At 68.9% G+C, this 18,811-nt stretch carries 18 protein-coding genes; 11 read left to right on the top strand and 7 right to left on the bottom strand.

Annotation, left to right across the window (positions count from 1 at the left end; translation table 11 throughout):
* Positions 1-13: 13 nt before the first annotated feature.
* Complete coding sequence (locus LU699_RS12385; RefSeq protein ID WP_232138262.1) at positions 14-2,461, top strand: TonB-dependent receptor plug domain-containing protein; 2,448 nt, start codon at positions 14-16, stop codon at positions 2,459-2,461.
* Positions 2,462-2,691: 230 nt separating this feature from the next.
* On the opposite strand, the gene pgeF is transcribed toward LU699_RS12385, so the two are convergent.
* Complete coding sequence (pgeF, locus tag LU699_RS12380; protein ID WP_232138264.1) at positions 2,692-3,456, bottom strand: peptidoglycan editing factor PgeF; 765 nt, start codon at positions 3,454-3,456, stop codon at positions 2,692-2,694.
* On the bottom strand, positions 3,453-4,442 hold the full coding sequence (rluD, locus tag LU699_RS12375) for a 23S rRNA pseudouridine(1911/1915/1917) synthase RluD (RefSeq protein WP_232138266.1): 990 nt from the start codon (positions 4,440-4,442) through the stop codon (positions 3,453-3,455). Before rluD ends, pgeF begins: the two co-directional genes overlap by 4 nt.
* Before the next feature lie 90 nt (positions 4,443-4,532).
* Between rluD and LU699_RS12370 the strand changes: the two genes are divergently transcribed.
* The 6 genes from LU699_RS12370 (at position 4,533) to LU699_RS12350 (ending at position 9,842) form a co-directional block, all read left to right on the top strand.
* The gene (locus LU699_RS12370) at positions 4,533-5,399 is read left to right on the top strand and encodes an outer membrane protein assembly factor BamD (protein WP_232138268.1); all 867 of its coding nucleotides are present in this window, start codon (positions 4,533-4,535) and stop codon (positions 5,397-5,399) included.
* Between the two features lie 9 nt (positions 5,400-5,408).
* The gene (locus LU699_RS18340) at positions 5,409-5,543 is read left to right on the top strand and encodes a hypothetical protein (RefSeq protein WP_269781269.1); all 135 of its coding nucleotides are present in this window, start codon (positions 5,409-5,411) and stop codon (positions 5,541-5,543) included.
* A 742-nt stretch (positions 5,544-6,285) separates the two neighbouring features.
* A complete protein-coding gene (locus tag LU699_RS12365) occupies positions 6,286-7,206 on the top strand; it encodes a lauroyl acyltransferase (protein ID WP_232138270.1) in 921 nt (306 codons plus the stop codon).
* Entirely contained in the window at positions 7,166-7,774 is a 609-nt protein-coding gene (locus LU699_RS12360; RefSeq protein ID WP_232138272.1) for a PH domain-containing protein, read from the top strand. The genes LU699_RS12365 and LU699_RS12360 overlap by 41 nt, the downstream gene beginning before the upstream one ends.
* Complete coding sequence (locus LU699_RS12355; protein WP_232138274.1) at positions 7,755-9,311, top strand: PH domain-containing protein; 1,557 nt, start codon at positions 7,755-7,757, stop codon at positions 9,309-9,311. Before LU699_RS12360 ends, LU699_RS12355 begins: the two co-directional genes overlap by 20 nt.
* An 81-nt stretch (positions 9,312-9,392) precedes the next feature.
* Positions 9,393-9,842 carry a beta/gamma crystallin-related protein gene (locus LU699_RS12350; protein ID WP_232138276.1) on the top strand — a complete coding sequence of 150 codons (450 nt, stop codon included), beginning with the start codon at positions 9,393-9,395 and terminating at the stop codon, positions 9,840-9,842.
* Between the two features lie 36 nt (positions 9,843-9,878).
* Here LU699_RS12350 and LU699_RS12345 read toward each other — a convergent pair whose 3' ends face one another.
* Positions 9,879-10,850: a glycosyltransferase gene (locus LU699_RS12345; RefSeq protein WP_232138278.1), complete on the bottom strand. Its 972-nt coding sequence runs from the start codon at positions 10,848-10,850 to the stop codon at positions 9,879-9,881.
* Positions 10,851-10,950: 100 nt separating this feature from the next.
* On the opposite strand from LU699_RS12345, the gene LU699_RS12340 reads away from it, so the two are divergent.
* The gene (locus LU699_RS12340; protein WP_232138280.1) at positions 10,951-11,697 is read left to right on the top strand and encodes a glycosyltransferase family 2 protein; all 747 of its coding nucleotides are present in this window, start codon (positions 10,951-10,953) and stop codon (positions 11,695-11,697) included.
* Between the two features lie 57 nt (positions 11,698-11,754).
* On the opposite strand, the gene LU699_RS12335 is transcribed toward LU699_RS12340, so the two are convergent.
* From LU699_RS12335 to def, 4 genes are all read right to left on the bottom strand, one after another.
* Positions 11,755-12,606 carry a glycosyltransferase family 2 protein gene (locus tag LU699_RS12335; protein ID WP_232138281.1) on the bottom strand — a complete coding sequence of 284 codons (852 nt, stop codon included), beginning with the start codon at positions 12,604-12,606 and terminating at the stop codon, positions 11,755-11,757.
* A 39-nt stretch (positions 12,607-12,645) separates the two neighbouring features.
* Complete coding sequence (gene rsmB, locus LU699_RS12330) at positions 12,646-13,941, bottom strand: 16S rRNA (cytosine(967)-C(5))-methyltransferase RsmB (RefSeq protein ID WP_232138283.1); 1,296 nt, start codon at positions 13,939-13,941, stop codon at positions 12,646-12,648.
* A gap of 1 nt (position 13,942) precedes the next feature.
* Positions 13,943-14,869 (bottom strand): methionyl-tRNA formyltransferase, encoded by a 927-nt coding sequence (gene fmt / locus LU699_RS12325; protein ID WP_232138285.1) that lies wholly within the window; start codon positions 14,867-14,869, stop codon positions 13,943-13,945.
* A 115-nt stretch (positions 14,870-14,984) separates the two neighbouring features.
* Entirely contained in the window at positions 14,985-15,503 is a 519-nt protein-coding gene (def, locus tag LU699_RS12320) for a peptide deformylase (protein ID WP_232138286.1), read from the bottom strand.
* Between the two features lie 135 nt (positions 15,504-15,638).
* On the opposite strand from def, the gene LU699_RS12315 reads away from it, so the two are divergent.
* From LU699_RS12315 to LU699_RS12305, 3 genes are all read left to right on the top strand, one after another.
* Positions 15,639-16,796: a LysM peptidoglycan-binding domain-containing protein gene (locus LU699_RS12315; protein ID WP_232138287.1), complete on the top strand. Its 1,158-nt coding sequence runs from the start codon at positions 15,639-15,641 to the stop codon at positions 16,794-16,796.
* An 87-nt stretch (positions 16,797-16,883) separates the two neighbouring features.
* Positions 16,884-18,035, top strand: a complete 1,152-nt coding sequence (gene dprA / locus LU699_RS12310) for a DNA-processing protein DprA (RefSeq protein WP_232138288.1) — start codon at positions 16,884-16,886, stop codon at positions 18,033-18,035.
* A gap of 33 nt (positions 18,036-18,068) precedes the next feature.
* On the top strand, positions 18,069-18,542 hold the full coding sequence (locus LU699_RS12305; RefSeq protein WP_232580185.1) for a DUF494 family protein: 474 nt from the start codon (positions 18,069-18,071) through the stop codon (positions 18,540-18,542).
* Positions 18,543-18,811: the final 269 nt, after the last annotated feature.

Here is an 18,811-nt window from a genome sequence, read left to right as displayed (position 1 = left end):
GCCAGGAAATTCCATGCCCATGCCGTCCGCCCGCCGCCTCGTCTCCACCCCTCTGGCGCTGGCCATCGCATGCGGCCTGGCCCTGCCGGCCGCGGCGCAGACCGCCGACGCCGATGGCGCGACCCGCCTGGATGCGGTGATCGTCACCGGCACGCGCGCGACCGACCGCACGGTGCTCGAATCGACGTCGCCGATCGACGTGCTCGACGAAGACGACCTGCGCCGCGCCGGCGCGGTCAACGGTGAACTCGGTGCTGCGCTGCAGGCGCTGCTGCCGTCGTTCAACATCCCGCGCCAGTCGAACTCCGGCGGTGCCGACCACATCCGCGCCGCGCAGCTGCGTGGCCTGTCGCCGGACCAGGTGCTGGTGCTGGTCAACGGCAAGCGCCGGCATGTGTCCTCGCTGGTGACGACGGGTTCGAAGGTCGGCCGTGGCACCACGCCGGTGGACTTCAACGCGATCCCGCTCAGTGCGATCAAGCGCATCGAAGTGCTGCGCGACGGCGCGGGCGCGCAATACGGCGCCGATGCGGTCGCCGGCGTGATCAACATCATTCTCGACGACGGCGGCGATGGCGGCGCGATCGAGGCCAGCTACGGCGCGCACCACACGAAGTTCGAGCCGACCGACCAGCGCATCACCGACGGCCAGAGCGCATCGCTCGCGGCGAAGGTCGGCACCGCGCTCGGCGACGACGGCTTCCTGCGCGTGGGCCTGGAGTACAAGGAACTCTCGCCGACCAATCGCGCCGGCTTCGACCAGATTCCGCCGTGGGACCAGACGCCGCGCAACCTCGCCCTGCAGGGCCAGCGCAACTACCACCACGGCAACGGCGCGGCCAAGGACATCAACGGCTGGCTCAACACCGAGATCGCACTCGGCGACTCCGCGACCTTCTACGCGTTCGGCACCTACAACCAGCGCGATACCGAAGGCGCGAACTATTTCCGCTATCCCGACGGCGAAGCGAACTGGCTCGAGGTGTATCCCAACGGCTTCCGGCCGGTGTCGATCGGCGAGAACCTCGATGTCGCGGGCGTCGCCGGTGTGCGCACGCAGTGGGGCGACTGGGATGTCGACGCCAGCCTCAATCACGGCCGCAACGAATTCACCTATCGCCTGCGTGATTCGATCAACGCCTCGCTCGGCCCGTCCAGCCCCACGCGCTTCAAGACCGGCGACTACGCGTTCGACCAGACGCTGGCCAACGTCGACGTCAGCCGTCTGTTCGCGCAGGGCGACAACCTGCACACCTTCGCCACCGGCGTGGAATTCCGCGTCGAGAACTACGAAACCGGCGCCGGCGATCCGGCGAGCTACGCAGCCGGCCCGTTCACCGATCGCCCGACCGGCTCACAGGCCGGCGGCGGCCTGACCCCGCAGGACGAAGCCGATCTCGACCGCGATGTCGCCAGCGTCTACGCCAGCGTGTCGAGCAGCTTCGGGGAGAAGCTCAGCACCGACGCCGCCGTGCGCTACGAGCACTACAGCGACTTCGGCGGCGAAGTGACCGGCAAGCTCGCCGCGCGCTACGAGTTCGTGCCGGCGTTCGCGCTGCGCGGCGCGCTGTCGAAGAACTTCCGCGCGCCGTCACTCGGCCAGATCGGCTACGAATCCACGGGCACCGGCTACAACGCCGCCGGCCAGCTGATCCAGAGCCGTCTGCTGTCGGTGAACAACCCGATCGCCCGCGCGCTCGGCGCGACCGACCTCACGCCCGAACAGTCGATCAACGCCAGCCTCGGCTTCACCAGCCGCGTCGGCGAGAATTTCGACTTCTCGCTGGATCTGTTCCAGATCGACATCGACGATCGCGTCGCGCTGTCGGAAGCGATCACCAGCGATGCGCTGACCGACTTCATTGATGCGGAGTTCGGCGTGCCGGGCGTGCAGAGCGTCAGCTTCTTCACCAACGCCGCCGACACCCGCACGCGCGGCGCCGAAGCCGTCGCCAACTGGCGCCATCCGCTGGCCGGCGGTTCGCTGCTGCTGACCGGCACCTGGAGCTACGCCGACACCGAGATCAAGCGCATCGTCGCGACACCGGCCGCGCTGTCGGCCGTGGTGCCCGACGCAGTGCTGTTCGGCGTCGAGGAGAGCAACACGCTGACCGACGCCGCCCCGCGCACGCGCTCGGCGTTCACCGGCAGCTGGACGAACGACCGCTGGAACCTGCTCGCCCGCGTGACCCGCCACGGCAGCACCAAGCGCGTTTTCAACTTCGGCGGCGGCTTCGAGCCCGAGCAGGTCTACGGCGCGAAGTGGCAGCTCGACGCGGAGGCCGAAGTGCGCCTCGGTGACAGGTGGACGCTCGCCATCGGCGGCCAGAACCTGACCGATGAATACGCCGACCTGTCGAACGAAGACATCTTCTACTTCGGCAATCTGCCCTACGACGTGCTGTCGGGCATCGGCAGCAGCGGCGCGTACTACTACACGCGGGTGCGGTACGCGTTCTGATCGAGCGCGATCCAAAGACATTCCGTGCCTGACGACAGTCCCTCGGCTGCGCGAAGGCGTCACGGATTGCCAGGGATCACGGCTCCGTCATTCCGGCGAAAGCCGGAATCCAGTGACTTGTGCCCTGAAGGAACTGCGAAAAACGCTGGGTTCCGGCTTTCGCCGGAACGACGGCTTGAAGGCACGCGTTGCGATGTTGCGCGGGGACGCTCCACGGCGCGACGCTGTCCTCAGGCCATCCACACCAGCGTCGCGATCCGCCCCGTGCGCGCATCCCGACGATGCGAAAAGAATGCTTCGGATTCGGCGATCGTGTCCCGGTCGCCACCATGGATCGCATCGCCGCGGATGCCCACCGCTTCCAGACGCCGCCGCGCCAGCGCGTACAGATCGACGCGCCAGTGACCGTCACGCGTCGCCACGAACGCAGCCTCCGCGCCCGGATCACCCGCGACGAACGCATCGCGCACCTCCGCACCGATCTCGTAGGACGCGGGTCCCGCGGCCGGGCCGAGCCACACCCGCAGCTGCGACGGCGAGGTCCGCATCGCCGCGACCGTCGCTTCGAGCACGCCCGCTGCGAGTCCACGCCAGCCCGCATGCGCGGCGCCGATTTCGCTGCCGTCATCGGCGGCGAACACCACCGGCAGGCAATCCGCGGTCAGGATCGCGAGCACCACGCCCGGTTCCGATGTGACCGATGCATCGGCCTCGACCAGCGCCTGCTGCGCAGCGCCTGCCGGCGCGACGAAGCGCGCGACCTCGACGCCGTGCACCTGCTGCAGCCAGTGCGGCGGCGACGGCAGGCCGGCGATGTCTACCAGCACGTCGCGATTACGTGCGACCGCATCGGGCGCGTCACCGGCAGCGCTGCGGTGGTTGCCGAGATTGAAACTGTCGAACGGCGCCTGCGACACCCCGGCGCCATGGCGCAGCGTCGTCAGCGCGCGCACGCCGTGCGGCGCGGGCCAGTCGGCGTGCAGCAGCGCACTCACCGGCGGCCCATCTCCGCGTGCTGGATCGCATCCGCACGCAGCACTTTCAGCAGCACCTGCATGTCCTCGGGCAGCGGCGCGCTGCAGCGCACGGCCTCGCCGGTGACCGGATGCTTGAACTCCAGCGTCTCGGCGTGCAGCGCCTGGCGGCGGAAACCGCGCAGCGTCGCGATCATCTCGTCCGACGCGCCCTTGGGCAGCTTCAGCGAACCGCCGTAGAGCGGGTCGCCGAGGATCGAATGCCGCAGATGCGCCATGTGCACGCGGATCTGGTGCGTGCGGCCGGTTTCGAGCCGGCATTCGAGCGCCGTGTGCGCGCGGAAGCGCTCGCGCAGGCGGTAGTGGGTGACGGCTTCGCGGCCGTCCTCGCGCACGCCCATGCGCAGGCGGTCGCGCGGGTGGCGGTCGATCGGCGCATCGGCGGTGCCGCCCGACACCAGCGCGCCGACCACGACGGCCAGATACTGGCGATGCACGTCGCGCGCCGACAGCTGCTCGACCAGCGCGTTGTGCGCTTCGAGCGTGCGCGCGACCACCATGACGCCCGAGGTGTCCTTGTCGAGCCGGTGCACGATGCCCGCGCGCGGCAGCGTCGCCAGCGAGGCGTCGCGGAACAGCAGCGCATTGACCAGGGTGCCGTCGTAGTTGCCGGCGCCCGGGTGGACGACCAGTCCGGCCGGCTTGTCGACCACGATCACCTGATCGTCTTCGAACAGCACCGACAGCGGGATGTCCTGCGGCTCGGCCGTGGTCTGGGTCTCGAGCACGACGTTCAGGCTGACGGTCTCCCCGCCCACCACCGCGTCGCGCGGGCGCGGCACTTCACCGTTCAGCAGCACCTCGCCGGACTTGATCCAGGTGGTCAGCTTGGAGCGGGAGAACTGGGGGAAGAGTTCGGCGAGCACGGCGTCGAAACGGCGCCCTGCCGCGGCATCCGGCACCGTGGCGGTGCGGTGGTCGGGGTGGTCGCTGGGGTCTTGCTGCATCGGGACGGCTCGGGTTCAGGCGGGGAAAGCCGGGCGATCCACCCGGACTGTTATTATCCGCGGTTCGTGCCCATACGCCCAATTGCCCCCATGACCCCACGCCTCGCCTCGCCGATCCGCGCCCTGGCCCGCACTTCGATGCTCCTGTTGCTGGTCGTCATGGTCGCCGCGGGCTGCTCCCGCAACACCAAGGACGACGAGAACGAGGGCGTGCCCGTCGCCGAGCTCTACCAGAAGGGCCACGACTCGATGCGCAAAGGCAACTGGAGCAACGGCGCCACGTCGTTCCGCCGCCTCGTCGCGCAGTACCCGTACGGCCCCTACACCGAGCAGGCGCTGGTCGAGACCGCGTACGCCAACTACAAGATGGGCAACAACGAGGAAGCGATCTCGGGCATCGACCGCTTCATCCGCACCTATCCCACGCACCGCAACATCCCCTACATGTACTACCTGCGCGGCCTGGTGAACTCCAACCGCGACACGGTGTTCCTGCAGCGCGTGTGGAGCCTGGACAGCAGCCGTCGCGATCTCGCCTCGCCCAACCAGGCGTACGCGGACTTCAACACCGTGACCGACCGTTACCCGAACAGCCGCTACGCCGCCGACGCGCGCAACCGCATGGCCACGCTGCGCAACACCTTCGCCCGCCACGAGATCGAGACCGGCCTGTACTACCTGCGCCGCGAGGCCTACGTGGCCGCCGCGCAGCGCGCGACCTACCTGCTCGAAACCTACCCGCAGAGCGAGTACCAGAACGACGCGGTCGCGCTCCTGGCAGCGAGCTACGCCAACCTCGGCAACGACACCCTCGCCGCCGACGCCCGTCGCGTGCTCGAGCAGAACGAGCCCGATCACCCGTCGCTGACCGGCAACTGGCCGAACGAGCCGTGGAAGATCCGCCGCCTCAACCCGTTCGCCACCGAGCGCACCGCGATCGACAACGACCGCGACTGAGGTCGCTGGTTGTTGGATAAAAACGCCGCCTTCGGGCGGCGTTTTGCGTTGTGCTGTCTGCAGGTCTTCGGCTTTAGTTTTGGCTTTGGCTTTGGCTTTGGCTTTGGCTTTGGCTTTGGCTTTGGCTTCCAGCTTTTGATCTGAAATCGAGCCGTAGAGCGAGCCGAGCACCGGAGCCTGGCGTGGCCGTAGAGCAGCCCATGTCTAAGCGCAGCGAGTTTGGGCTGCGTGCCGCGTCAGGCGAGGAGCGGAGGGCACCGGCGCGGCTTCATCGCGTCGGATCGCGTCCGGCGAAGGGACCTTTTGGTTCCTTTTGGGTCCATCCAAAAGGGACTCGCGCGCGCAGCGGGCGAAAGCCGTGCACTTGCTTGCGCATCTCCGCTTGTCGCTCTGCGACCTCGACGTTCCAAGCAGAGAATCAACCGCAGGAGCGAAGATCAAGTACAGGGCTTCCGCGCTGTCGCGCGGCTTACTTTTGTCTTGGCAAAAGTAAGCAAAAACCGTCTTCGCCGGACGCGATCCGCCGCGATACAGCCGCGGCGGTCCCCTGCGCTTCTCGGACGACGGGGCACGCAGCCCAAACTCGCTGCGCTCAGACATGGGCTGCTCTTCGACCCCGTCGCCCTGCGATGCTCGGCTCGCTTTACGGCTCGATTGAGATCAGAGCCAAGAGCAAAGCGAAAAGCCGAAGCAGGAGCAAGCGCGAAAGCCAAGCCAAGGCGCAAGCCACAACCAAAGCCAAAGCCAAAGCCGAATCAAAGACACCGCAGAACGCCCATGCGACGCAACGGCGTCCGCCCAGCGATGTACCTGCGAAGAGAACGTTGAAGCAAAGCCGACTTTCGGCACCTATCCCCACCCGCGCGACACCGCCTAGACTTCGGGCATGCCGGATCTGATCGCACGCACTCTTTATTTGCTCGCCACCCTCGTCGGCGCACTGCCAGCGCCGGTGCTGCGCGGCATCGCCGGCGCGGCCGCTGCGCTCGGGCGACTGACGGGCAGCCGTGAGAGCCGGGTTGCGCTGCGCAATCTCGAACTCGCCTATCCCGAACTGACCGACGACGAACGCGCGGCGCTGCAGAAGGCGATCCTGCGCACGACCGCGCTGCAGACGCTGGAAACGCTGCGCCTTTGGACGCGGCCACATGCGCGCAATCTGCGGATGCTGCGTGAGCAGCACGGCGTCGGCCTGTTCGACGCGGCACTGGCCGATGGCCGCGGCCTGATCGTTTGCGCGCCGCACTACGGCAACTGGGAACTGCTCAACCAGTGGCTGGCCGCGCGCACGCCGATCTCGATCCTCTATCGCGCACCGGACTCGGCCGTCGGCGAAGCCTTCCTGCGCCGCGTGCGCGCCGGCGTGCCGGACCGGGTGCGCCAGGTGCGCGCCGAAGGCCCGGCCGTGCGCCAGTTGTGGAAGACGCTCAAGGATGGCGGCGTGGTCGGCATCCTGCCCGACCAGCAGCCCAAGGCCGGCGACGGCGAGTTCGCGCCGTTCTTCGGGATGCCCGCATTGACGATGACGCTGGCCTCGCGCCTCGCCGAGCGCACCGGCGCGACCCTGCTGTTCGCGTATTGCGAGCGCATCGGCGACGGTCCGGATTTCGCGTTGCGCATCGAACCCGCGCATCCCGCGATCGCCGATGCCGATCTGGTGCGCGCGACCACCGCGCTCAACGCCGGCGTCGAACACATCGCGCGGCGCGATCCGGCGCAGTACCAGTGGACCTACAAACGCTACAAGGCCCGACCATCCGGCTCGGGTGACGACAATCCCTATCTCGACCTCGAACGTCGACGATGAGCACGCGCCGATGACCGCCAGCGAAGACCACGTGTCCACACCGCCGCCATTGCCCGTCGAACCGGCGGTGCCTGCCCCACAGGTCGAAACCGACGTCTGGCAGCCGTTGCCGCTGCGGGCGCGCACGCTGGCGACGATCGCGACCTTGATCGGCACCCTGATTCCGCTGGCGATCGCGCTGGGCGTCGGCCTGATCGCCGCCGATCGCCAGCCGCTGTCGTTCGCGATTGCAGGCGCGCTGCTGCTGGTGATTCCGGCGTGGACGGTGTGGATCGCGCGCCGGCGCTGGCTGCGCACGCGCTGGCGGCTCGACGACGATGGTTTCGGCGTGCGCCGCGGGCACATGTGGCGCAGTGACACGCGCGTGCCCGGCAATCGCGTGCAGCATCTCGACGTGCGCCGCGGGCCGCTGGAACGCGCGTTCGGACTGGCGACGCTGATCGTGCACACCGCAGGCACCCGCAACAGCGCGCTGTCGCTGTCGGGTCTGGACTTCGAAGAGGCCGAACGTCTGCGCGACACGCTGGCCGCGCGCGCCGCCCGCGACGATGACCATGACGACGCCTGAGCCGGCTGCGCCCGAGGCGCTGCTGCCCGAGAACCACGAGCGCCGGCTGCACCCGGGCTCGTGGCTGTTCGTGCTGCTGCAGAACCTGCGGCAGTTCATCGTGCCGCTGGCCGTGCTGCTGTTCGCCGGCGGTCGCCGCGACGACGGCTATCCGTGGTGGCTGCCGATGATCGGCGTCGGCGCGCTGGTCGTCGTGTCGGTGTGGCAGTACCTGACCTTCCGCTACCGCATCGACGACGATCGTCTGATCGTACGCAGCGGCCTGCTCGAGCGCAGCGTGCGGCAGATTCCGTACTCGCGCATCCACAACGTCGCCATCCACCAGACCCTGCTGCATCGCCTGATGGGCGTGGCTGAAGTCCGGCTGGAATCGGCTGGCGGCACGAAACCCGAGGCACAGATGCGCGTACTGCGTATGCCGGAGGCACTGGCGCTCGAACAGCTGATCCGCGATCGCGGCCGCGCCGATGCAGCGGTTGCCGCGCCTGACGGCACACCGGTCGCCGCGCCCGAAGGAACCACGTTGTTGGCGCTGTCGACCTGGGAAGTGGTCAAGCTCGGCCTGATCTCGAACCGCGGCCTGATCGTCGTCGCCGGTGCGGTCGCGCTGTCGTTCCAGGTCATGCCCGAGCGCGCGATGGGCCGGTTGCTGGTCGAGTACGGTCGAGAGGCCTTCGGCTACGCCAGCGGTTTCGCGACGACGTGGATGGCCAAGGGCGTGGTGCTGATGGGCGTGCTCGCAACGGCGCTGGTGCTGATCCGCGCGTTCTCGGTGCTGCTGTCGCTGCTGCGCTATCACGGCTTCCGGCTGCAACGGCAGGGCCGACGCCTGACCGTCGAGCGCGGCCTGCTGGGCCGGTCGCGGAGCAGCGTGCCGCGTCGACGCATCCAGGCCTGGACGCAACAGGAAGGCGTGCTGCACCGCCTGTTCGCGCGGCGCACGCTGGAGATCGACACCGCCAGCGCGCGCACCAGCGACGGCCAGGGCAATGCGAACGCGCAGCACGGGCTCGATGCCCTCGCGCCGATCGCCCCGCCCGACACCTGCGATGCGATCGTGCGCGACATCGCCCTGCTGCCGTCATGGCCGCCGCAGCACTGGCAGCCGCTGCATCCGCGCGCCTGGCAGCGGTTGATGCTCGGCGATCTGTTCGTGACCGTCGGCCTGTGCGCCGCACTGGCGTGGTTCTTCCACTGGTGGGGCGCGCTGGGCCTGCTGTGGCTGCCGTGGTCGATGTTCGTCGCCCGCCGCCACGCCGCGCGCGCCGGCTACGCGGTCGACGATGCCCTCGTCGCGGTGCGCGAAGGCTGGTGGTCGCGCACCTGGCGCTTCGCCGAGCTGGGCAAGCTGCAGGCCGTCGAACTGCGCCAGTCGCCGCTGGACCGCCGCTTCGGCATGGCCTCGGTGTGGCTCGACACCGCAGGCGCCAATCCGCTGACCACACCGCTGCGGCTGCGCTTCCTGTCGCTGGACGATGCCGAGCGCATCCATGCGACGCTCGCGCATGCGATCGCGAGGCGACCGCTGCGCTGGTGATCCGGACCCGGAATCCGGCCAGCCACTCTTCAGCTGGCGCTGGATAACGTGAGGCCTGTCCGTCCCACCACTGGAATCCGCATGCCCATCCGCCTGCTGCCTGCATTGACCCTTGCCGCATTCGCGCTGTCGATGGGAGGCGTCGTGCACGCCGCGCCCCAGGACCACGACCGCCGGAATTCCAGTCACGACCGCGACGGTCGATATGACCGTGATGGCCGCTACGACCGCGAACGGGATCGCGGGGGCCGCGGGGACCGCAACAGCGGTTCGATCACGGTCTACGAACATGCGGACTTCCGCGGCCGCTCGCAGTCGTTCGATCGCGGGATCCGCAACCTCAAGAGCGTGGGCATGAACGACATGATCAGCTCCGTCCAGTTGCGGGGCACCTGGGAGGTCTGCGAGCACGAGGATTACAACGGCCGCTGCGAAACCCTGTCGCGCGACGTCCGCAACTTCGAGCGCGGCGGCTTGAACGACCGCATTTCCTCTCTGCGCCCGGTCGAAGGGCGTCGCCGCGGTCGCTGATGTCCGTGGTCGTCCGAGGGCCGGTCCCCACGGCCCTCAGGCAGCTGCGATCGCCAGGCACTCGGGCACCAGTCTGCTCCGGAAACGCCTGTCGCCATCGACGAAACGCGCCCGCGCGGCATCGGACATGCGTGCGACCGCCGCCGCGTCGAGTGCGAGCGCCTGTTCCACGCCCGCCTCGATACCGGCGACGTCGACGATGAAGCGCTCCACCAGCCCTTCACTGCGACGGGCGGCAGGCGCCAGCAGCACGCCGCACTCCGGCGTCACCAGTTCGTGCATCGGTGCGCCGTCCGTCGCCAGCACGATGGCACCAGCTGACAGTGCTTCGTTGAGGTAGTGGCCGAATCCTTCCATCTCCGATGGGCACAGATGGAAGAGGCTGCGGTTCTGCAGTCGACGCAGCGTCCCGGCATCGATGTACTCCAGCCGGTGCGCGACATTGGGGCGCTCGACCCGGCGGGTCGCCGTCTTCGGGTTCTGGACGACCGTGAGCTGCGGCCATTCGGGATGCTTGGCCCACGCGTCGAGTACCGCCTCGGTGCCTTTTGCGCTGCTGCGCCCGGCGAGATGGAAGAACTCGGGCGCCCGCTCGACCGTCGGGTCGTAGATGTCGTCGCTGGTGAACCCGATCTCACGCACGTCGCAGCCCAGCGACGAGAAGATGCCCGCGCCATGCCGGGTCTTGCAGAGCACCGCGTCGAAGCGGGGCAGGAACCGGTGCCACCCGTCCTGGAACCACTCCGGGTTCGGTATCAGCAGATTGCAGCGGGCGAGTGGCAGAAGCCGGGGGTATACGCGCTCGAGGAAGATCTGCACGTCCACCCGTTTGCCCGTTGCATGCCGCAGCCGCTGCCCGAGCTCCATGCACCGGTCGAGCATCCGGTTGCCGCCGTAGGCGATGACGTCCACATCGTGTCCGGCGTCAGTGAACAACCCGGCGACCAGCGCCATGTCGCGGGTCAGCCCGACGCCGTTGTCTCGGGAAATGATGCGGATGTGTGCCATTGGCCGATCGTCGTGCAGGAAGTTCGTGCCGCGCAGGATGCACGATGCGTTACGTCATGGCGATCAGCGACGCCCCTGCGCCTCCGATATCATCGCGCCCATGTCCCAAGCGCTTCCAATATCCGGCGTCGTCATCACGAAGAACGAGGGCGACCGCATCGGCCGCTGTCTCGATTCGATGCGCGCGCTGTGCGCCGAGCTGATCGTGGTCGATTCCGGTTCGACCGACGACACCGTCGCGGTCGCCACCGCACATGGCGCACGTGTCGTGCAGCAGGACTGGCTGGGCTACGCCGCGCAGAAGACCTTCGCCAACACGCTGGCCGTGCACGACTGGCTGCTGCTGCTCGACGCCGACGAATGGCTGTCGCCGGGCACTGATGCAGAGATCCGCGCGCTGTTCGCGGACGGGCGTGTCGAGACCGCCGACGCCTGGCTGCTGACCCGCCGCAACTGGTTCCTCGGCCAACGCCTACGCGGCGGCGAGCCGATGGAGCGGCTGGTCCGCGCGGGCTGGCGCTACCTGCCCTCGCAGGTGCACGAACGCCCGGATCTTGCAGGCAAGACAGTCGCGAAGCTCGATGCGGATTTCGAACACGACACCTCGCGCAGCCATGCCGAGCACGTCGCCAAGCTGTCCAAGTACGCCGCGCTGTGGGCGCAGCAGCGTCGCGATGCGGGCAAGCGCGCCAACGGGCTCGATGGCCCGCTGCATGCGGCCGCCTATCTGCTCAAGCAGTACCTGCTGCGCGGCGCGTTCCTCGACGGCGCGCCGGGCTGGCGCTTCCACAAGGCGCAGGCCGATTACGTGCTGGAGAAGTACCGGCGGTTGCGCGAGTTGTCCTGAGCGGCGCAACGGGAGCGGCGCAACGATTCTCCGGAACGGATCGCGCGTCGTACGCGGCTATCGCGCCGAACCGGCCTGACGCTTCGGTCCGTGCATCAGACCGAATTCGGTCCACGTCAGCCGTCCGGCGGCGACCGCATCGCGGATCGCCTGATTGGCCGCCTTCATTTCCGGCTTCACGTAGCCACGTGCGTGATCGAGATGGATGCACACCGCGGAGAAGCGGATCTGCTTGCCGGTCACGCCAGCATTCGCCAGCCGCTCGCCGAGCTCGAGATCCTCGCCGCCGTAGGTCATGCGCTCGTCGAAACCGTTGACGCGCACGAGGTCCGCTTTCCAGCCCGACGCATTGTTGCCGGCCCATCGCGGTTTCGTCGGCGTCGTTGCATTGAGCACGCGCTCGCGCCAGCCCGGGCGCGCCCACAGTTTCAGCGAACGCTTCTTGCGCGGCAGGCCGTTGGCCTTGAGCCAGTCGAGATCGGTATGCAGGCCGCGCGCGATGACGTCGCGGTCGATCTTGAGGCTCAGGTCCATCGGCAGCTTGCAGTAGCCACCGCCGAGATAGCGCCCCGGCTCGCGCAGGCGCAGATGCTGGCTGACGAAGTCCGCGCGCGGCACGCAGTCGCCGTCGGAGAAGACCAGGTAATCGGACCGCGCATCCTCGATGCCACGATTGAGGATCGTGCATTTCCGGAAGCCGGCGTCCTCGTGCCAGACGTGCCGCAGCGGATACGGGAGGTCCGGCGTGATCGCCGCGAGCATTTCCCGCGTCGCCGGACCGGAACCATCGTCGGCGACGATCAGTTCGAAATCCTGCCGGTCCTGCTGCGCATAGCCCCACAGGCACCGCTGCAGCCAGTCGGTGTTGTTGTAGGTGCTGATGATCAGGCTAGCGGCGGGTGTCTGCATGACGGTGATTCTAAGCGAGCGCCCCGTGGGCAGCCGGGCTCAGCGCAGGCGCTTCAGGCGCGCGTAGAAGAAGCCGTCCATGCCCGATTCGCCGGGCAGGCGCTGATGGCCCGCACCGGTGTCGCGACCGAAACGCGCATCGAGCGGTTCGAGTGCGAAGTCCGGATGGCGCGCAAGGAAGCCCTCGACCTGCGTGGCGTTCTCGCGCCGCAGGATCGAGCACGTCGCGTACAGCAGCGTGCCGCCGGGCGCGACGACGGCGACCAGTGCGTCGAGCAGTTGCGCCTGCAGCGCAGCGAGCGCGTCGAGATCGGCGGGGCGTCGGTGCAGCAGCACGTCGGGCTGGCGGCGCACGATGCCGGTCGCCGAACACGGCGCGTCCAGCAGCACCGCATCGAACGGTGTGCCGTCCCACCAGCGCGCGGGATCGAGCGCATCGGCAGCGCGCACGCGTGCCTGCGCGCCGATGCCCAGCCGCCGGAAGGTCTGATCGATCCGCGCGACACGCGGCGCGGCGATATCGATCGCCAGCAGCTGCAGCGCAGGATCGCGCTCGAGCAGGTGTGCACTCTTGCCGCCGGGTGCGGCGCAGGCGTCGAGCAGACGTGCACCGGCGGCCGGCATCAGCGCATCGGCTACGCGCTGCGCGGCGCCGTCCTGGATCGACACATCGCCATCGGCGAAGCCCGGTAATGCGTCGACCGGCACCGGCGTCGCGAGGCGCAGCGCATCGGGCATGTCGTCGGGAACGTCGGCCTGCAGGCCCGCCTGGATCAGGCGCGTGTAGTAGGCATCGCGCGTGACGCGGCGCGTGTTGACGCGCAGCCACTGCGGCGCCGCGGCGGCGCTGGCGGTGAGGATCGCCTCGACATCCTGCGGCCAGTTGGCGCGCACTTCCGCGAGCAGCCACGCCGGCCAGGCGGCGTCGGCACCCGCGGTCGGCAGGCCGTCCTTCTGCGCGCGCCGCAGCAGCGCGTTGACGAGACCGGCCTGATGGGCGCGGCCCAGCAGGCGCGCGGCATCGACGGTCGCGTTGAGCGCGGCGTGCGCCGGCAGACCCATCGGGTCGAGCTGGGCAAAGCCGGCATAGATCAGCGCGCGCAGTGGCGCATCGCGTGCGCCGGGCGGGCGTGGCATCCAGCGCGACAGCGCAGCGGCATAGCGGCCCTGATGGCGGATCGCGGCGAACGCCATCGCTTCGACCAGCGCGCGGTCGCGCACGTCGTCGATGCCGGCCAACGCCGTCGACAGTTCCGCCTTCAGCGAGCGTCCGTGATGCAGCACCGCATCGATGACGCGCGCCGCCGCGAGCCGGGCCTGTGCACCGTTGTCCACGTCAGGCGCCTGCGCCGCGCAGATCGCTGCGCGCGTTGAGGAAATCGGCGACGTCGATCGCCCGGCCACCGGCACGCTGCACGCGCTGCAGGCGCAGCGCGCCGTCGCCGCAGGCGATGTCGATGCCGTTGCGGCCGGCGAACAGCACGGTGCCCGGGGGTCGTCCGTGCGCCAGCGGCAGCGCGGTCGCGGCGTGGATGCGCAGACGCTCGCCGGCGACTTCGGCCTCGGCCACGGGCCAGGGATTGAACGCGCGCACGGTGTCGGCGAGCACGCGCGCCGGCTGCGACCAGTCCAGTCGCGCCTCGGCTTTGTCGAGCTTGTGCGCGTAGGTCACGCCGACCTCCGGCTGCAACGCCGGACCCAGCTTCATGCCCGCGCGCAACAGACCCAAGCCGTCGGCGAGCACCTGCGCGCCGAGTGTGGCCAGCCGGTCGTGCAGGCTGCCGCCGGTGTCTTCGGGCGTGATCGACGTCGTCTGGCGCAGCAGCACCGGACCGGTATCGAGGCCCTTCTCCATCTGCATCAGGCACACGCCGGTCTCGGCGTCGCCGGCCTGGATGGCACGCTGGATCGGCGCCGCACCGCGCCAGCGCGGCAGCAGCGAGGCATGCACGTTCCAGCAGCCATGGGTCGGAATGTCGAGCACCGCCTGCGGCAGCAGCAGGCCGTAGGCGACGACGATCATCAGGTCGGGTTCGAGCGCGCGCAGCGTGTCGAGCACCTCGACGCCCTTCAGGCGCTCGGGCTGGTGCACGGTCAGGCCGCGCTCAAGCGCCATCTGCTTGACCGGCGAGGCGGTCAGCGAGCGGCCGCGGCCGGCGGGACGATCGGGCTGGGTATAGACGCCGACCACTTCGTGGCGCGCATCGGCCGCGAGCAGCGAGGGCACGGCGAAATCCGGAGTGCCGGCGAAGACGATTTTCATGGGGCGTTGTGTCCTGGAAGGCGTCCTGCCTGGGCGGGCCGCGTGGTGCGGCGACGGCGCGCGACGAGGCAGCGCGCGCGGGTCGGATCCATCGGCGCCGCGCGCGGTGGACGATTCAGTCGCGCTCGCCCTTGCGCAGCTTCTCGAGCTTCTTCAGCGCGCGGTCGCGCTTGAGCGGCGACAGGTAATCGATGAAGAGCTTGCCGTCGAGATGGTCGATCTCGTGCAGCACGCAGGTCGCGAGCAGGCCGTCGACGCTCAGTTCGAACGGCTTGCCGTGGCGATCGAGTGCGGTGACGGTGATGCCGTCGGCGCGGGTCACGTCGGCGAACACGCCTGGAATCGACAGACAGCCTTCGGTGTGGACGCGCAGGTCCGCCGAGCGGTCGCGGATTTGCGGGTTCACGAACACCAGCGGCTGCTCACGGCCTTCGGTCACGTCGATGACCATGAAGCGCTCGTGGGTATCGATCTGCGTCGCCGCCAGGCCGATGCCAGGGGCTTCGTACATGGTCTGGAACATGTCGTCGAGCAGACGCTGGAACGCGGGGTCGGCGAAACGGTCGGCCGCGACGGGCTCAGCCAGTTTGCGCAGGCGGGAATGGGGGTATTCGAGGATCTCGAGCAGGGCCATGGGGTCGAAGAGCGAAGGCGGTCACAGCCGCGGGGACGAAACGACCATTGTAACGTGCCGCACACTTGCGTCCGCGCGGACCTTTCAGGCTATATTGCGCCGCTGCAAGGGGAAAAATCCAAGGGGAGCAGGTAGATGGCCGGCAAGCTTCAACGCCTTTCAAGGTCGTTCCGCACGGGCTGTGCCGTCGCGTTGCTGACCGTCACCACATTCGCAGCCGCCCAGCAGATGCGCGGCGATCATCCCGACACCTATGTCGTGGTCCGCGGCGACACCCTCTGGGGCATCGCAGGCCGGTTCCTCGACAAGCCGTGGCTGTGGCCGGAAATCTGGCAGGCCAATCCGCAGATCGCGAACCCGCACCTGATCTACCCGGGCGACGTGATCAGCCTGGCGTATCTCAACCGCGTGACGATGCGTCCGGGCCCGCGCCCGGTCGACGCCTCGCCGATCGGTGCGATTCCGCTTTCTGATGTCGAACCGTTCCTCAAGAACCGTCGCATCGTGTTCGACTTCGAGACCCTGCCCTACGTGCTCGGTTACGAAGACGGCCGCCTGCGCGGCAGCGTGGACCGCAACGTCTACATCAAGGGTCTGGACGCCGCACGTCCTGGCGAACGCTACGCCGTGCTGCGCCCCGCCACCGAGTTCTACGGCGCACGCCGCTCGCGTGATCTCGATTTCCGCGGCAAGCGCATCCCGGGTGAAAGCAACCTGTGGTCGCAGACGCAGCCGAAGTCGCGCCAGCAGGATGCATTCCTCGGCTACGAGATGGTGCAGATGGGCGTCGGCACGATTGTGCACGGCCCGACCGCACAGAGCGACACCGCCGCGCTGGCGCTGGACAACAACGGCTACGAGGCCCGCGCAGGCGACCGCATCGTGCCGGTGAATCCGCAGCCCTACGACCTGCAGTTCTTCCCGCATCCGCCGAGCGCCGACGCACTCGCCTCCGAAGCCCGCGTGATCGGCGTCGCCGACATGCTGGTTACCGGCGGTCCGCGCGATGTCATCGCGATCTCGGCCGGCCACCAGAACGGCGTCGACAACGGCACCGTGTTCTCGGTCTGGCGCACGGGTTCGCACAACGTCGATCGCGTGGCGCATCCCAACACCTCGCGCATCACCGAATCGCCGAACGCGGGCACCCGTCGTGACCGCCTGCCGGACGAGTACGCCGCGCACGCGATGGTCTTTTTGACCTTCGATTTCGTCAGCTACGCGCTGGTGATGGAAGGCGAGAAGCCGGCCGGCGTCGGCTACACGCTCAAGCACCCCGACGCCGAACAGTAAGGGCCGGCCCGCTGCGCGGGCTTTCCCGACGGCATCAGACGACGGCACCTTCGGGTGCCGTTTTCATGTGCGGCCTAGGCTTCGGTCATGGACGACGATGCCGATGCGCGCGCACTGCTGCGCCTGATCCACGCCGGTGGCGCTGCTGCACCGCGCCGCCGCCTGCTCGAACATGCCGACGGCCCGGCCGCCGCACTGGCAGGGGGCGCCCCAGCCTGGCGCGAGTCCGGTCTCGATGCCGCGCAGCGCGCGGCGCTGGGCGGTCCGGAAGACGCGGTCGACGATTGGCGCCGCTGGCTCGCCGGCGCACCTGCGCGCCATGTCATCGGCTGGCACGATCCCGATTACCCGTTGCTGCTCAAGCGCATGCAGGCGCCGCCGCTTGCGCTGTTCGTCGAAGGCGATCCCTGCCGGCTGTGGCGCGCCGGCGTGGCCGTGGTCGGCAGCCGCGCGCCGACGGCAGGCGGACACGACAACGCGACATCGTTCGCGAGGCGCTTCGCCCTCGATGGCCTGTCGGTCGTCAGCGGTCTGGCCAGCGGTATCGACGCGGCCGCCCACATCGCGGCGCTCGATGCCGGCGGCGATACCGTCGCCGTGCTCGGCAGCGGCATCGACATGCCCTACCCGCGCTCCAACCTCCGCCTGTATGCGCGCATCGTCGAAGCCGGTACGGTCGCCAGCGAGTATCCGCCCGGCACGCCGGCGCGACGCGAGCAGTTCCCCAGCCGCAACCGCATCGTCGCCGGGCTCGCGCTGGGCACGCTCGTGGTCGAGGCCGCGCAGCGCTCGGGCGCATTGATCACCGCGCGCTTGGCCGCCGATGCCGGCCGCGAGGTCTTCGCGATCCCCGGCTCGATCCACAACCCGATGGCGCGCGGCTGCCATCGCCTGCTGCGCGATGGCGCCACCCTCGTTGAAGCGCCCGAGGAGGTGACCGGCGCCCTGTCGGCGATCGCCGGCGAACTCGCCGATGCCTTGCGCGCGCGTCTCGACGCCCCCATCCAGAGCGTCGAGACGATACTGAACACGGCTGGCACGGGTGCTGCACTCGATCCCGACCGCGTCGACCCGGACTACAACCGGTTGTGGAAAGCCCTCGGGCACGACCCAACCGGTATGGATGAACTGGTCGCGCGGAGTGGATTGACGGTCGCCCGGGCGTCGGCCATGCTGCTGTCCATGGAGCTGGATGGACGTGTGGCTCTGCTGCACGGTCGGTATTCCCGAAAGTCCTGAAACGACGCGCCCAAGGGCGCAGGCCGAGGGGAAATGAAAGAAAGCATCCTGGATGTGCTGCTGTACCTGCTCGAACACTATTTCACCGAGGATGCGGACCTCCTCCGCGATCGCGACTCCCTCCAGAGCGGCCTGCTCCAGGCCGGTTTCAGCCCCGCCGAAGTCAGCAAGGCCTTCGACTGGCTCGATGCGCTGGCCGATCAGCGCCCGGCCGTGCCGGTGGTCCGCGCCAATGGCCCCACCCGCGTGTTCTCCGGTCCCGAACTCGACCGGCTCGATGTCGAATGCCGCGGGTTCCTGCTGTTCCTCGAACAGCACGGGGTGCTCGATGCCGACCAGCGCGAACTGGTCCTCGACCGGGCGATGGCGCTCGATCAGGACGAACTGGATCTCGACGATCTGAAGTGGGTCGTGCTGATGGTGCTGTTCAACCAGCCCGGCAGCGAAGCGGCCTACGCGTGGATGGAAACGCAGTTGTTCGCCGACGAGCCCGAGCCGGTGCACTGACGCGGCAACCCGTTCGACGATGACACCGACAGGCGCCCACCCGGGCGCCTGTCGCGTTTCAGGTGTCTTGGGCCGCCCACACTGCCGCTGTAGGATGAACACGGGGAACGGCCGGACGTCCGGCCCGGCAGGATCATCGATGGCGGACACCTGGTTCCACGCGACGTCCGACGATGGGCGCACCGGCCCGATGCGCGCCGATGCAGGGTTCTGTCCGACGCGGCCCCGGGCAAGCGCTTCACAGACACCGCTTGAATTTCGCCGCGCCT

The sequence above is a fragment of the Luteimonas fraxinea genome (assembly GCF_021233355.1).
GTDB classification, from domain to species: domain Bacteria; phylum Pseudomonadota; class Gammaproteobacteria; order Xanthomonadales; family Xanthomonadaceae; genus Luteimonas; species Luteimonas fraxinea.
This window is presented reverse-complemented; position numbering and strand designations above follow the sequence as displayed.

What these genes read in the sequence shown, in the direction of transcription:
- LU699_RS12385 (WP_232138262.1), top strand. Translation starts at nt 14, where the DNA reads ATGCCCATGCCGTCCGCCCGCCGCCTCGTCTCCACCCCTCTGGCGCTG.
- rluD (WP_232138266.1), bottom strand. Translation starts at nt 4,442, where the DNA reads ATGCAGCAAGACCCCAGCGACCACCCCGACCACCGCACCGCCACGGTG.
- LU699_RS12370 (WP_232138268.1), top strand. Translation starts at nt 4,533, where the DNA reads ATGACCCCACGCCTCGCCTCGCCGATCCGCGCCCTGGCCCGCACTTCG.
- LU699_RS12365 (WP_232138270.1), top strand. Translation starts at nt 6,286, where the DNA reads ATGCCGGATCTGATCGCACGCACTCTTTATTTGCTCGCCACCCTCGTC.
- LU699_RS12355 (WP_232138274.1), top strand. Translation starts at nt 7,755, where the DNA reads ATGACCATGACGACGCCTGAGCCGGCTGCGCCCGAGGCGCTGCTGCCC.
- LU699_RS12350 (WP_232138276.1), top strand. Translation starts at nt 9,393, where the DNA reads ATGCCCATCCGCCTGCTGCCTGCATTGACCCTTGCCGCATTCGCGCTG.
- LU699_RS12345 (WP_232138278.1), bottom strand. Translation starts at nt 10,850, where the DNA reads ATGGCACACATCCGCATCATTTCCCGAGACAACGGCGTCGGGCTGACC.
- LU699_RS12340 (WP_232138280.1), top strand. Translation starts at nt 10,951, where the DNA reads ATGTCCCAAGCGCTTCCAATATCCGGCGTCGTCATCACGAAGAACGAG.
- LU699_RS12335 (WP_232138281.1), bottom strand. Translation starts at nt 12,606, where the DNA reads ATGCAGACACCCGCCGCTAGCCTGATCATCAGCACCTACAACAACACC.
- fmt (WP_232138285.1), bottom strand. Translation starts at nt 14,869, where the DNA reads ATGAAAATCGTCTTCGCCGGCACTCCGGATTTCGCCGTGCCCTCGCTG.
- def (WP_232138286.1), bottom strand. Translation starts at nt 15,503, where the DNA reads ATGGCCCTGCTCGAGATCCTCGAATACCCCCATTCCCGCCTGCGCAAA.
- LU699_RS12315 (WP_232138287.1), top strand. Translation starts at nt 15,639, where the DNA reads ATGGCCGGCAAGCTTCAACGCCTTTCAAGGTCGTTCCGCACGGGCTGT.
- dprA (WP_232138288.1), top strand. Translation starts at nt 16,884, where the DNA reads ATGGACGACGATGCCGATGCGCGCGCACTGCTGCGCCTGATCCACGCC.
- LU699_RS12305 (WP_232580185.1), top strand. Translation starts at nt 18,069, where the DNA reads ATGAAAGAAAGCATCCTGGATGTGCTGCTGTACCTGCTCGAACACTAT.